Source organism: [Brevibacterium] flavum (assembly GCF_019317305.1).
GTDB classification, from domain to species: Bacteria; Actinomycetota; Actinomycetes; order Mycobacteriales; family Mycobacteriaceae; genus Corynebacterium; species Corynebacterium glutamicum.
In genome coordinates this window covers 2,297,994-2,311,159 of record NZ_CP079240.1, presented here as the reverse complement: position 1 = coordinate 2,311,159, position 13,166 = coordinate 2,297,994, and the positions used below count along the sequence as shown (strand labels likewise).

At 54.1% G+C, this 13,166-nt stretch carries 12 protein-coding genes, 1 tRNA gene and 1 other RNA gene; 8 read left to right on the top strand and 6 right to left on the bottom strand.

Translation table 11 applies throughout. From position 1 onward, the window contains the following. The first annotated feature begins 388 nt into the window (after positions 1-388). Positions 389-820 (top strand): DUF3052 domain-containing protein, encoded by a 432-nt coding sequence (locus KW808_RS11145; RefSeq protein WP_003859595.1) that lies wholly within the window; start codon positions 389-391, stop codon positions 818-820. A gap of 112 nt (positions 821-932) precedes the next feature. Then, a tRNA-Val gene (locus tag KW808_RS11140) sits at positions 933-1,005 on the top strand. 336 nt (positions 1,006-1,341) lie between these two features. Here KW808_RS11140 and KW808_RS11135 read toward each other — a convergent pair. The 4 genes from KW808_RS11135 to KW808_RS11120 all read right to left on the bottom strand — a co-directional run bounded on the left by KW808_RS11135 (position 1,342) and on the right by KW808_RS11120 (position 4,191). After that, positions 1,342-1,803, bottom strand: a complete 462-nt coding sequence (locus KW808_RS11135) for a helix-turn-helix domain-containing protein (RefSeq protein ID WP_046552189.1) — start codon at positions 1,801-1,803, stop codon at positions 1,342-1,344. A 208-nt stretch (positions 1,804-2,011) separates the two neighbouring features. Beyond that, positions 2,012-3,013 (bottom strand): SURF1 family cytochrome oxidase biogenesis protein, encoded by a 1,002-nt coding sequence (locus tag KW808_RS11130; RefSeq protein WP_003859597.1) that lies wholly within the window; start codon positions 3,011-3,013, stop codon positions 2,012-2,014. A 34-nt stretch (positions 3,014-3,047) separates the two neighbouring features. After that, positions 3,048-3,548, bottom strand: a complete 501-nt coding sequence (locus tag KW808_RS11125) for a low molecular weight protein-tyrosine-phosphatase (RefSeq protein WP_003856982.1) — start codon at positions 3,546-3,548, stop codon at positions 3,048-3,050. After that, positions 3,535-4,191 (bottom strand): HAD family hydrolase, encoded by a 657-nt coding sequence (locus tag KW808_RS11120; RefSeq protein WP_003859599.1) that lies wholly within the window; start codon positions 4,189-4,191, stop codon positions 3,535-3,537. The genes KW808_RS11125 and KW808_RS11120 overlap by 14 nt, the downstream gene beginning before the upstream one ends. A gap of 81 nt (positions 4,192-4,272) precedes the next feature. Between KW808_RS11120 and KW808_RS11115 the strand changes: the two genes are divergently transcribed. The 5 genes from KW808_RS11115 to KW808_RS11095 all read left to right on the top strand — a co-directional run bounded on the left by KW808_RS11115 (position 4,273) and on the right by KW808_RS11095 (position 9,623). Beyond that, positions 4,273-5,415: a Nif3-like dinuclear metal center hexameric protein gene (locus KW808_RS11115; protein ID WP_003859601.1), complete on the top strand. Its 1,143-nt coding sequence runs from the start codon at positions 4,273-4,275 to the stop codon at positions 5,413-5,415. A gap of 30 nt (positions 5,416-5,445) precedes the next feature. Continuing rightward, positions 5,446-6,165: a zinc ribbon domain-containing protein gene (locus KW808_RS11110; protein WP_003859603.1), complete on the top strand. Its 720-nt coding sequence runs from the start codon at positions 5,446-5,448 to the stop codon at positions 6,163-6,165. Between the two features lie 12 nt (positions 6,166-6,177). Continuing rightward, on the top strand, positions 6,178-7,326 hold the full coding sequence (locus KW808_RS11105; protein WP_003859605.1) for a bifunctional RNase H/acid phosphatase: 1,149 nt from the start codon (positions 6,178-6,180) through the stop codon (positions 7,324-7,326). 83 nt (positions 7,327-7,409) lie between these two features. Further along, an RNA gene (rnpB, locus tag KW808_RS11100) (RNase P RNA component class A) lies at positions 7,410-7,817 on the top strand. A 396-nt stretch (positions 7,818-8,213) separates the two neighbouring features. Further along, positions 8,214-9,623: a ribonuclease R family protein gene (locus tag KW808_RS11095; protein ID WP_003856972.1), complete on the top strand. Its 1,410-nt coding sequence runs from the start codon at positions 8,214-8,216 to the stop codon at positions 9,621-9,623. Between the two features lie 26 nt (positions 9,624-9,649). Here the strand turns inward: KW808_RS11095 and KW808_RS11090 are convergent, their stop codons facing one another. After that, a complete protein-coding gene (locus KW808_RS11090; RefSeq protein WP_003856970.1) occupies positions 9,650-10,945 on the bottom strand; it encodes a galactokinase family protein in 1,296 nt (431 codons plus the stop codon). Positions 10,946-11,083: 138 nt separating this feature from the next. On the opposite strand from KW808_RS11090, the gene KW808_RS11085 reads away from it, so the two are divergent. Further along, complete coding sequence (locus tag KW808_RS11085; protein ID WP_003859607.1) at positions 11,084-11,266, top strand: hypothetical protein; 183 nt, start codon at positions 11,084-11,086, stop codon at positions 11,264-11,266. A gap of 51 nt (positions 11,267-11,317) precedes the next feature. Here the strand turns inward: KW808_RS11085 and KW808_RS11080 are convergent, their stop codons facing one another. Beyond that, positions 11,318-13,135: a CYTH and CHAD domain-containing protein gene (locus tag KW808_RS11080; RefSeq protein WP_003859610.1), complete on the bottom strand. Its 1,818-nt coding sequence runs from the start codon at positions 13,133-13,135 to the stop codon at positions 11,318-11,320. Positions 13,136-13,166 lie beyond the last annotated feature (31 nt).

Sequence of the window (13,166 nt, the reverse complement as noted above, 5' to 3'; positions counted from 1 at the left end):
ATTCCGCTTTGCAAAGTTTTGCAAAGAATTATCGGGTAGTTTCCCGCGAGATGTGATGTTTCTCTCACGTTTGACGCGAATCGCATAAAACTACAGGTCTGATGTCCTTTTGGTGAAGGTTTGATGAAAAATCTAGCCACCATTATTTTGAAGAGAATTGTGGAAATCCAAGACTGAAAACTCGAAAAGTTAATCGCTGGCCAGTGATTGAATTCATTGATTCTTGAGCGTAAAGGGGGAGGAAAAGGAAAAAATTCCAGGGAAAGGTGGTTCAAAGTACCGGTTGGACGGTAATGTGCAATTCGGATATATCAATAGCCCCGCGGTTTCATGTTGAATCCATGTAATCGAAAAACACATCGGGGCCCACACGAGGAGGATTATTAAAGTGGCCGACGCTCCGGGCGCAGTCAAGCAAGGTGCCCAGGATTATGCTCAACTACTCGGCATTCAATCGGGTCATATCGTTCAAGAAATTGGATGGGATGAAGATTCCGACACGCTGATCAGCGAGTCCATCGAAGATGCAATCGGTGAGGAACTACTCGACGAAGAAACCGACGAGCTGTGCGATGTCGTGCTGCTCTGGTGGCGCGAGGATGACGGCGATCTCGTCGACGGACTTGTGGATTCCATCCGCTCCCTCGCTGAGAATGGTCGTATCTGGGTGTTGACTCCTGGCATTGGTAAAGAAGGAGCCCTGGCTCCTGGAGTTATCTCTGAATCAGCACAACTGGCAGGTCTCGTGCAGACCAAGGCGGAACGTCTCGGTAATTGGCAGGGTTCTTGCCTCGTCCAGCGTGGGAACAAGAAGCCTTAACAATCGCTAATTTCCACGGCCTGAGCAGCGATTTTAGGTCTGTGGAGATTGTGTGTTAGTATTTCACTCGTTGCTTTCGAGGCCACCAAGGTGGTTCTAGAAAAGCACGTGCGCGCCTTTAGCTCAGCTGGAAGAGCAGCTGGTTTACACCCAGCAGGTCGGCGGTTCGAGCCCGTCAGGGCGCACAAATATAGAAACAGGCCACGATAAGTTTTAAGAAACTTATCGTGGCCTGTTTTTCGCTCATGGGCACATCGGTACGCATTGGGTACGCACGAGAAAACCCAGCACTTCGAAATTAAGTTGATCCGGATACTGAGGTGCGGCGCGCGACAACTTGCTTCGCACCTCGTCAGAACCTGAATTTAAGGTTCCATTCCATGCCAGATCACCTCGAAAGCTTCTCTGCATCGTTGCATTGTGCCTTGGTCGGTGAAATTTACTCCACGCGCGACCGATTGGTAATAAAACACCCCAAGGATTGCATTGAGGCACGCCTCGATGTCTAGATCCGCCCGGATTTAGCCTTTTTCTTGCGCGACTTGCAGCGCGCGAATACTTGCTTCTCGACGTCTCCTCACATGTGAATTCCAATAGGCGAGCTGTAATTCTTGATCTGACATCACCAACTCGAGCCGTTTGCGAAATCGCTGACGAGGATAGGAGACTCCAGTGGTTTTCGCCTGATTTGTAAACAGCCCATCAATCAAGGTCTCTTTGATGTCCCCTGAGGTATCTATTTCAACTGGAGCTCGCCCGGCATCTAAAGCTTCCGCTACTAGATCCACTAGCCTGGGCCAGCGTCGATAAACCGCTGCACGTGCCACTCCGCTTTCTTTGACAACTGCATTGACCGTGACGGGACGATTGCTGTCGATGAGCCGTAAAGTTGCGTCGATGATCTTCTCGTCGTGCCCGTCTTTACGTGGTAGCCCAGGCCTTTTAGACGATGTGGATTCGGCGGAGTTAGCCACTTCATTCATTGACGTCAATATGATCTACACCACACCAAAATGGCCTAAGTCAGGTTTTACGTGTCACGACCATGCTTAAGCGGTGCCGTAATTAGTGTCTAGCGCAAGAAAACTATCGGGTTTTTATCAGAAGATCTAACACCGAGAACCCCAGATAGTGGCATGAAAAAGCACCTGCCATATCCTCACAGAATGGCAGGTGCAAAATGAGACGGGCTTAGAAGCGCTCTTGGTCTCGTTTGGAGATCTTCTCGTAGTGATTGCGGTGTTGATCGCCGTAGCGTGAACGTCGTTTGGATGCAGCCGGGGTGATGGTTGGTTCTTCAGTTTCAACAACTTCAGGGGTTTCCACCACTGGTTCAGGAGTGGTTAGCTCGGCCATCTGTTCGCGTTCTGCTTTGTCGCGGCGTCGTTCGCGCATTTCAGCCCAGATGAAGTAGCCAAGCCCTAAAGGTGCCATGATGCCGAAGGCGATCCACTGGAAGCCGTAAGAGAGGTGGTTACCGCGGTCCATTTGAGGCAGTGGCATTGGGTTCAAAACACCAGGTTCGCCTTCTGCGACCTGGACGTAGTCGGTGCCAAGATCAAGGCCGGTGACGTCACTGATCTGTTCGGTGTTAATTCCGTAGACCTGGGTGTAGCCGCTGTCTTCCATAGGTGCAGAACCTGGGAGGCCCTCGTTCTTGCGGGCGAATCCGGTGATGGTTACTGGTGTGGAAGGAGCAGGCTCGATCTCTGGGACGATTGTGCCCTCTGATGATTCGTAACCACGGTTGACGAGGACAATCTGTCCGTTTTCAAGCTCGAAGGGGGCTAACGATTGGAATGCTGGGCCGGAGTCGACGGGGCGAAGGCGCAGCAAAACCTCACTGTCTGGAAGATACTGTCCGGTGAGTGACACGCGGAAGAACTCCTGCGATGAAGGAATCTGGCCGGAGGCGTCGAAAAGCTCAGCGTATGGGACGACGTCGCGCTCGAAGGCTTCGGTGATCTGCTCGTTGCGGGCGACGATGTCGTCGTCTTTGTGGAGCTGCCATGGCGCCAGCATGGAAATTGCCGCGTAGGAGAAGGAGACGATGAGCAAGGCAGAGATAATCCAACCGGGGGAGAGGAATGCTCTCCAACCCTTTGGTTTGGTTCTTGGCCGTGAATTTCCGGAATAGCGGGAGTTCACGTCATGCTTATCGTGCCCGGAAGGGCTATTTACCTTGCTGTCCACACTTGTCTACCTTAGGACTTTTTAGCTCAAAGACCTAAGAATCAGTGCGGATGTGATCTCTGACCCACTCCAAAAGGCCCGGCATAGCATCTTCGATGTTTTCACGGGTGAGCACGAAATCCTGGGATGTGCCGTAGTAAGGGTCTGCGACATCGTCGGTGGGGTTGGACTCTGGGTCGAAGGAACGCATGAGGCGGATTTTGTCGTTGGGAACACCCGTTGCGGCGAGCTCACCGGCGTGGCCGGAATCTAGCGCGACGAAGAGATCTGCGCGCATGTGCTCGGGACCAAGTTGTGCTGCGCGGTGGGTGTCGCCGTTGTAACCGGCTGATTTCAGTTCCGCGAGAGCTCGCTTGTCAGCAGGTTGGCCAACGTGCCAATTGCCCATGCCACAGGAGGAGAAAATAACGTTGTCTTCCAAGCCAGCTTCTTCCGCTTTTGCCTTCGCGATGACTTCCGCCATGGGGGATCGGCAAATGTTTCCGGTGCATACGAAAACAATTTCCACAGGTAGCGAAGTTTTAGGCCCAGTCATGGATGATCCTTTCTAATTCTTCTGCGGTGCTCACGGTGTAGCGGGCAGCGTCCCATTCAGTTTTGTTGCCGTAGCCCCAGGTTACGGCAACACAATCGATGCCGAATTCACTCGAACCTTCAATATCGTGTGATCGATCACCAATCATCAAAATATCATTTGGTTCGTCCAACCCAACGCTGTCGAGGACATGTTTGATCACGGCAGATTTGCTGCGTCGGTTGCCGTTGTCGGTGGCGGCACCCATGAATTCGAAGAGATCGAACATCTCGAATTTGCGAAGTACCTTCTCCGCAAAGAACTCGCCCTTGGAGGTGGCGGTGCACAGACGAAAACCTTCGTATTTCAAGCGGATCAGCAAATCTCGCATGCCGGGGAATGCTTCGGAAAGATCCCAACCCACCTGGCCGTAATGCTCAAGGTAGGTCTGCAGAGCGTCTTGTGCCTGCTCTGGAGTCATGCCCAAATCCTGGAACGTCCATTCCATGGGAGGTCCTGGAACTTGCGAGATGCGTTCCTCAGAGGGGATTTCCCAGTTCTTTTCGTGCAGGGTGTGAAGGAATGAAGTGCGGATACCGGGGAAAGAATCGACGAGGGTTCCGTCGAGATCAAAGAGCAGAGTTTTCTTAGAAGGCGTAGTCACACCATTAACCTTGCCAGAATTTTTCAAGGCTTGGCTAGACTTGGGAAACGAACATGCGGTACCAACCAGGGGAGTTAATGCGTGAGTGATGTAACCGTTGGCGATATTCGCCGCATTTTGGATGAGGCTTATCCGCCGGCGTTGGCGGAAAGCTGGGACAAAGTGGGGCTGATCTGCGGTGATCCAACAGAGTCGGTGAAGCGTGTCGGTTTAGCACTCGATTGCACCCAGGCAGTGGCCGACAAGGCTGTGGACATGGGTTTGGACATGCTGATCATTCACCACCCATTGCTGCTGCGTGGGGTGACGTCTGTTGCTGCGGATGAGCCAAAAGGCAAGGTCATTCACACCCTAATTCGCGGCGGGGTGGCACTGTTTTCCGCGCACACTAATGCGGATTCCGCGCGCCCAGGTGTCAACGATAAACTCGCCGAGCTCGTCGGCATCACGGCCGGGCGACCCATCGCGCCACGGCTTTTAGGCGGCATGGACAAATGGGGCGTGCACGTTCTGCCCAAGGATGCAGCGTACCTAAAGAAGATGCTTTTCGACGCGGGTGCCGGTGCTATCGGCGACTACCGAGAATGTGCCTTTGAGATCGAAGGAACCGGGCAGTTTAGGCCCGTGGAGGGGGCGAATCCGGCAGAGGGGGACGTCGATAAGCTTTTTAAATCCCTTGAGCTGCGCATCGAGTTTGTTGCACCGCGCAACCTGCGCGCCCGGCTCACGTCGGTGCTTCGGGAGGCTCATCCGTATGAGGAGCCTGCCTTCGATATTGTTGAAATGCACAGCGCTGAGAGTTTAGAAAATGCGACCGGATTGGGTCGTGTGGGTGAATTGCCGGAGCCGATGCGCCTCGCGGATTTCGTGCAACAAGTGGCCAACAACCTGCCTGTCACCGAATGGGGCGTGCGCGCTACCGGCGATCCTGAACAAATGGTCTCCCGTGTGGCGGTTTCATCAGGGTCGGGTGACAGTTTCTTAAACGATGTGATTAAGCTCGGAGTGGACGTTTATGTCACCTCTGATCTGCGCCACCATCCAGTTGATGAATATCTCCGAGAAGGTGGCCCTGCAGTAATCGATACTGCACACTGGGCCAGCGAATTTCCATGGACTTCCCAAGCCCAAGAAATTTTGCAGGACAAAGCCCCACAGGTTGAAGTTGATGTGATTTCGATCCGCACAGACCCCTGGACCATGTCTGCGCGAGCAGTGAACTAAATTCTTGAGAACTAAAAAAGGAGAACTTCAATGAAGCTGGACCCATCTCTGCACAAAACCCTGCTGCAGCTCGCCACCACCCTGCGCACCCAAAACGCCAACTCCGCACCGAAGACCACCCCGGAGCAGGAAGCTGTAGACAAGGCTGTCGCTGAACTTTCCCGCAACCGCGACGCTGCATCCGCTGCACAAATGGCTGTCGACGACATGGAAAACGAAATCCTGCGCATCCAGTCCGACGAACGCAAACTGCGTCGCCGCAAGAAAGACGGCCAGGACGCACTCGGTGCAGAAACTGACGAAGAGCGTCGCCGCGACCTCAACCACGACGTCTACACTGCGAAGTCCCGCATCGCTGACCTCATGAGCGAACTGCAAGAAGCTCACAATGAAATCCATGCGCTGCGCAACAACCGCGACCTCGCACAGTCTCGCGTCAAAGACACCGAACGCAAAGTTGCCGACGCCCGCGCAGCCGCAGAAGCCGCCGCAGCAGCAACCCCAGAAGGTGAAGACCCAGCAGTAGTCATCGCACACCTGGAAGAGAAACTTCCCTCCGAAGCACTGGCAGAATTCCATGCACAACGCCTCGAAAACGGCGTAGGCGCAGCACTCTTCAACGGCCGCTCCTGCAGCGGATGCGCCATGGTTCTCCCTGCAACCGGTATCTCCGACATCCGCAACACCCCCAAAGATGAGGTTCCACAGTGCCCAGAATGTGGCTCCTACCTCATCGTGGACATCTCCTAGAAAGACCACCCAGTGAAATTAGTCATCGAGGCCGACGGCGGCTCCCGCGGAAACCCCGGCGTCGCCGGCTCCGGCACCGTGGTGTACTCCGACAACAAAGCAGAAGTTCTCAAAGAAATCGCCTACGTTGTCGGAACAAAAGCCACCAACAACGTCGCCGAATACCGCGGACTACTCGAAGGCCTCAAAGCAGCCCGCGAGCTCGGCGCTACCTCCGTGGATGTCTACATGGACTCCAAACTTGTCGTTGAACAAATGTCCGGCCGGTGGAAAATCAAACACCCCGACATGAAAGTTCTAGCGATCGAAGCCAAGGAGATTGCTTCCGAAATCGGGTCCGTTTCTTATACGTGGATTCCGCGTGAGAAAAACAAACGAGCTGACGCATTGTCCAACGTGGCGATGGATGCTGCAGCGGCAGGTAAGCCGGTAGGTGTTGTAGGGGATTCTGCTTCTGTATCTTCTGCTTCTTCGGTTGCGGGCTCAGAGAAAGAAGACCTCAACTGCACCGAAACCAAACCCACCAACTGGAACGGCGCAACCACAGATCCCACTCGTTTCTTGTTGCTTCGCCACGGCCAAACTGCTATGTCAGTGGCACGCCTTTACTCCGGTAGGTCCAACCCAGAGCTGTCTGAACTTGGTGAAAAACAAGCAGCAGCGGCAGCACGACGACTCGCTCAAACCGGTGGCATCGACGCTATTGTGAGTTCTCCGCTCACCCGCACGATGCAAACCGCAGAAGCAGCAGCGGCCGCACTGGGAATGAAAGTACGTGTTATCGATGATCTCATCGAAACTGACTTTGGACTGTGGGATGGAAAATCATTTTCAGAAGCCCACGAACAAGATCCAGAACTGCACACCAAGTGGCTCACTGACTCATCTGTAGCCCCACCCGGTGGTGAGTCCCTGCAGACGGTTAATCGACGTGTGAAAAAGGCTCGTGAAAGCCTCCAACGCGAATACGGTGCAGCGAATGTTTTGGTGGTCAGCCACGTCACCCCAATCAAAGCCATCATGAGGCAAGCATTGGACGCAGGCCCATCCTTCTTTCAGAAGGCACACCTCGACTTGGCGTCGCTGTCGATCGCAGAGTTTTACGAAGACGGCCCAACCTGCGTAAGACTGTTCAACGACACCTCACACCTGGAAGCGTGACGGCAGTCTGACGGAAGCTCGGCGAAGCTCGCCGGAGTTTTTAAGTTTTTCCACCCTCGAGGTGTAAAGTAAAACGTTGCGAATGAGGCAACCGGGTGATTGCGTTCGACGAACTGGGGGATTGCTCCCAAGCGTCGGCCGAGGAAAGTCCGGACTCCACAGAGCACGGTGGTTGTTAACAACAACCCGGAGCGATCCGCGGGAAAGTGCAACAGAGAGTAAACCGCCATCAACTTTTGTTGATGGTAAGGGTGAAAGGGTGCGGTAAGAGCGCACCGGCAGGTCAGGTGACTGATTTGGCCAGGTAAACCCCACCGGGAGCAAGGCATGAGGACGTATCCAATGGTATGTCTGTGCAGGTGTTGAAGGCTGCTCGCCAAGCCTGCAGGTAGCTGCTAGAGGCAGTCAGCAATGGCTGCGACGAGATGGATGATCGCCACCGGTTGCTTTTGCAACTGGTACAGAATCCGGCTTATAGGTTGGCTCATTCGCCCCTTTTTATTTGTGTTTTTGGCGCTCTGGTTGCTGGGGGATGGAATGCTCCTCCTTGGGCTTGCCGGGAGTGGAATGAATGTGCGAATATACACCACAAATCGCCTTGACTTGGCCAATTGTCGTGGATTTTTGCAAGTTCGGGTCATTTGAATGCAAAAATATGTTCGATTTGAAGGTCTGACCACGGGAATGTGGTGAGTACTTGATCAGTAAACCTGCAGAAATCACATTTGCCCCACCAGTCCCAAAATGGAACCCTCTCAGAATCGCTTTTAACGGGCTAAATGAGCTCGACCCATACCAAGACCTATCTGGGGAACCTCGACCCTTCTGTGCCCAAGGAAACTCAACACCCCTGCATATACTTTTCCGCTGTGGAACAATGGGAGCGCATGAAGCTCTATGCAGCAGTCCTCGACTTTGAACCAGTGGCACAAGAGTTCGGTGTGGAGCGAGGTTTTGACCCTCATATCCATGACGAAGCCGCGTCAAGTGTCGATAGGTATGCGCAAGAGCGGGAAGATCTCCTGCACATGCCCTTTGTCACCATCGATCCCGTAGGTTCCAGAGACCTCGATCAAGCTGTGCTGATTGAGGAGATCGACAGCGGATTTCGGGTGCATTACGCGATTGCAGATGTCGCAGCCTTCGTGGAGCCGGGCAGTGAATTGGAAAAGATTTCCCTTCACCGCGGGCAGACTATTTATCTGCCGGATTCCCCAGCGCGACTGCACCCTGAGGAATTATCCGAAGATGCGGCAAGCCTGCTGGAGGGACAAACGAGACCAGCGGTTGTGTGGTCGATTGATTTAGATGAACGTGGCGAAGTCACAGCCACCAAGGTGCGTCGCGGGTTGGTGAAATCCCGGGCGCGTTTGGATTATGATCAGGCTCAAATAGATGCCGAGAATGGTCGGTTGCATCCGTCGATAAGCTTATTGCCCAAGGTCGGGCAGCTGAGGCAGGAAAGCGCGCTACGGCGCGAAGCCGTGAATCTTTCTATTCCCAGCCAGCGAGTGGTGAAAGTGCCCAATGATGACGCCGGTGAGCACTATGAAATTGTCATCGAGCCACGCCCGCACATCATGGATTACAATTCCGAGATTTCCCTGCTCACAGGCATGGTAGCGGGGGAGATGATGGTGAAAGCGGGGCACGGTTTGCTGCGTACACTCGCCCCGGCGACCAAAGAATCCGAAGCTACTTTCAGATCAGAGGCGCAAGCCCTTGGTTTTGAGATCGCGCCCGAACAACCCATCGGTGAGTTTCTTCAAAGTGTGGATCCCAATACGCCCAAAGGGATGGCCATTCAGAGGGAAGCGCAGAAACTCTTGCGGGGTTCCGGCTACGCCAGCGTGAAAAATGGGGACTCGGAAGTGCATTCCGGTGTTGGTGGTTACTATGCTCACGTCACCGCACCGCTGCGCCGACTTATCGACCGTTTCGCCACCGAACATTGCCTTGCGATTGCCTCCGGAACGGACGTTCCTGAATGGGTGACCAGGGTGGAAGAGCAAGTTCTCGACACCATGAAATACTCCTCCATTTTGGCCAGCCAAGTGGATAATGCCTGCCTCGACCTCACAGAAGCCACCGTGTTGAAATACTGGGAGGGCCAAAACTTCAACGCGGTGGTTGTAGCGAGCGAACCTGAAAAGAACTCTGCTCGACTTTTTGTGTACAAACCGCCAGTGTTGGCAAAGTGTATTGGCGCCCCAGAACAGGGAACAAACCAAGAGGTCACACTGGTGACTGCGAACTTGAAGAAGCGTGAAGTTTTGTTTGCGTGGCCGGCTGACTAAGCATGCAGGCTGGTTAAGTAGGCGTGCTAGCCCTGTTCCGCGACGTCCCCGTGCCCGAGAGGAACCACCAACAAGCCATCCTCGCTGAGATCCGCAGCAAAATTGTGCGCATGATGGGCATCAACCAACGCAATCACACCGCGCGCTGACGTGGACCGAGCAGCTGTGGCACCCCGCTCGACGCACAAACGAGCAAGCGCCAAATCAGCAGGGGGGAAATCGAAGGTGTCGCTCAAATCATCTTGGGATTCCATCAGCAGCTCAGAAAACTCACTCAGCCTTCTCGAACGCAGGGCATTGGCTGTCCTCTGAGCGCGCCGGGTTTCGTTTTCCCACAGATTCAACCAGCGCTGGGCTTGTTCAATCGAGGGCAGATCCTCTCGACCAGTCACCTCAATCACGGCCTGCAACCAATCCACAACACGAGTGGAAGCGTCGGGAAGCAACCGCAAAGATTCCACACTGAAAGCGCGCGCAGCTTCATCGATAAACGCATGTCGAGCATAGATCTCGCGGTAAATGCTCGGATCAGTTTCAGTTTGCGCAGCAACAACAAATGCCGACAAACCAGCGGAACGACTCACCGGATGTGGCGCCTGAGTGACCGAACCATCGGCGTAATCAACCACCGAAATCTGTCCAGTTTCACCCCGCAACGCCACGGTGTGCCGCGCACGCAACACTGAAGTCTCACTGAACATGAATGCGGACTGCGAACAAATCTCCGCAATGCGTGCCTTCGTGGGGGCTTCCTCAATATTTTCCCGATACAGCGCCAATGCGAGCGCCACATCCATGGCGGAATTTTCACCCAGCCCCACCCCCTCAGGAATGGTGCTCAGCACGGTGATATCCAGGCCTTTTGTGTCACGCGATAGCATTTGCTTATGGATCATTGTCCACGCAATCCCGCCCAACCGGGCAGCAACGCCGCCCTCCGGCTGAGGCGGCGTAGTCTGCCGCCCCAAAACATCATGGGATTTCATATGGGCGTGCGCGCGAGCTGCAATGTCCGCAGTGCTTAAAGAATGCTTTTCGACGCCTCCCTCCACATCCACAACGCATACGTTAACAACATCGTCGCGGTTCTTATTGACGGCAACCGCAGTCCGCCAATTCGCATTAGCCGCCAGCACCACACCACCGGCGTAATCCGAATGCTCACCAATAAGCGTCCATGTTGCCGGTGCGGTAGCAGCGCCTTTGGGATTGACGTCAAAGAAAGTGCGGTGGAAAGCCACGCAGGCTTCAAGAAGTTCAGTGGGAGACGATCCAACTTGTGCGCCGTGCGGGCCGGTGAGAGTTGGCTGCCAAATGGCCATGTGAGAGAAGCCTCCACAGATAGAAATCACAAATAAATAACAGACCCACTCTAGCTGTTGCGGGTTCTTATTGAGGTCTATAGTGGGGTGCTACACACTACAAACCGTGATTTGTTTCGTGATTGGAGCTGAGCCCACATGGCTAAAGAAGATTTGAAGTGGTTCTACGATCTGGCAACCGGCAAGGTTTTTCAAGGCAAGGTTTCCGGCTTTGAAACCCGCATGGGCCCATATGACACTGAAGAGGAAGCCCATCACGCCATCTCCATTGCGGCAGCCCGAACCGAGGCAGCCGAAATTTGGGACGACAAGGAAGACTAAAAAACTGGGGTCACACTTTCAGATGCAACCCCAGTTTTTTATTGCCTGCGTTTACTTACGCTTGTTCTTCTTTGAACGCTTGGCGGTATCTTCAGCCAGCTTTGCATAGGCTTTTTCTACGCTCTTGAACGCATCGGAATAACCAGTCAGGCATTCCCTCGACAGGGTTTGTTCGTGCTGGTAGAGGATTCCGTATGCGAAGGTATCCCGGCCTTGGCGGCGGGCAACCTGAGCTCGGCGCAACAGCTCATTACGGGAAGTAATGGCATCTTGGTAATCGCCAAGAACTGACTGCAAACCACTGCACGCCTTGTACAGTTTCTTCGTCTCAACGGTGGTTGCTTTGCCCACTGCCTCTGCACTGTAGCGAAGCTTCTTGGCAGCCTTGCGCAGGTTGTGGAAGTTTTCTTCCCGCTCCAGCATCGGAATGCTGAGATCATCCCACTGTGAGCGAGCCTTCTTTTCCAGCTTGACGAGCTTCACGTGCGCCTTATCAAGGTGCTCTAGAAGTACGAGAGCAGCATCAACCTTCTTCGGTTCCTTTGGCTCCTCCACCGGCGCTTGGGAACCAGGGGAGTACTCCTCATCGAGAGCGTCCAGATCTGCAGATTCAGGCGCGTCTGCTGATTCTTCCTGCTCAGTAGCTTCTTCGACAGACTCAGCTTCTGCGTCTGCTTCTTCGGTTGCTTCAGAGACGTCAGTGGACTCGGTAGTCTCAGCGGACTTAGGGGCTTCGGTAGCTTCGGGTTCTTCGACTTCTGTGATCAGCGGTGGATCAACAAGGAGGTTTTCCAGTGCCTGAAGAAGATCAGTGTAGCGATCATTATCCAGCGCACGAACTACTCGCTCATGCTCACGACGGTATTCTGCACCAAGATCTTCAAGCAGTTCCTTCTTGGTCTCCTCCTCGATGGAGTCGCCAACCTCAGTGTTAATCAGGTTGCTGAGGCGCTCTTCCACAACTTCAGCATCGCGTGCGCGACCCAAGATGTTGGCGAGAACCTTCAGTTCCTTTTCCAGGTTGAGGTAGTCTTCGCCGCCGAGGATGCCCTCAAAGGTTTGGAGGTGGCTGCGTAGTTCTCGGGTAGCTACGCGCATCTGGTGGACTGAATCATATTCATCGGCGCGTACTCGAGGATCGTATTCGGCGATCTTTGAGGCGTTGGCTGCGATTGCTGCAAGAACACCACGTGCTGGGTCATTCTTGTCCAGCTGCGCCATCTGTGGAGGCTTTGGCGCGTGGTTGACTGATTCGTCCAGCGCCGAAACAAGTTTGGATGGGCTGTTGGAGACAAAAGCTCCAGCTGCGGTCAGGACTGACTGTGCAGATTGCAGCAGTACGGAGATGGCTTCTTCGGCGAGGGTGCCATCAGCGAGTTCGAATTCCCACTCACGCCACTGCTTGCGCACGCCACCTGGAAGGTGGGACACGGTGGATACATGATCGTCGCAGAATTCTGCGATGACTGCGCCGTCCTCATCCGCGAGGTAAGACATGTGGCGTTCATTATCCACCTGGGCGATAGGGGTCAGCTCACGGCCTTGGATCAGCGCTCGGATGTGTCCCAAGAGCTCACGTGGAGGGAGGGTTTCTGTTGCGCCTTCGCCATCAAGTGGGGCTTGGACTTCACGGCGACCGATGGTTCCGGGGAACTTAATGTGCCAGCCGGCATCGTTTCCACCGGTGCGGCGACGGAGGGTAATTTTTGCGCGGGTGAGGCGCAAATCTACGGTGTCAAAGTAAACAGCGCTTAGTTGGTGGATTTCGGTGCGATCAATGTGGTCGACTTTTGCGATAGCCTCAAGTTGTGGAATCTGAGTTGATTCACTGACGGAAAACTTAGTTTCCACTTCTAGATGCTGGCCCATTGTTGTATCCATCCTTTAAAGACTTATGTGA

Coding starts and splice junctions, on each gene's coding strand:
- KW808_RS11090 (WP_003856970.1), bottom strand. CDS start 10,945: ATGGCCATTTGGCAGCCAACTCTCACCGGCCCGCACGGCGCACAAGTT.
- KW808_RS11125 (WP_003856982.1), bottom strand. CDS start 3,548: ATGACTGGGCCTAAAACTTCGCTACCTGTGGAAATTGTTTTCGTATGC.
- KW808_RS11110 (WP_003859603.1), top strand. CDS start 5,446: ATGAAGCTGGACCCATCTCTGCACAAAACCCTGCTGCAGCTCGCCACC.
- KW808_RS11080 (WP_003859610.1), bottom strand. CDS start 13,135: ATGGGCCAGCATCTAGAAGTGGAAACTAAGTTTTCCGTCAGTGAATCA.
- KW808_RS11095 (WP_003856972.1), top strand. CDS start 8,214: ATGAAGCTCTATGCAGCAGTCCTCGACTTTGAACCAGTGGCACAAGAG.
- KW808_RS11135 (WP_046552189.1), bottom strand. CDS start 1,803: ATGAATGAAGTGGCTAACTCCGCCGAATCCACATCGTCTAAAAGGCCT.
- KW808_RS11085 (WP_003859607.1), top strand. CDS start 11,084: ATGGCTAAAGAAGATTTGAAGTGGTTCTACGATCTGGCAACCGGCAAG.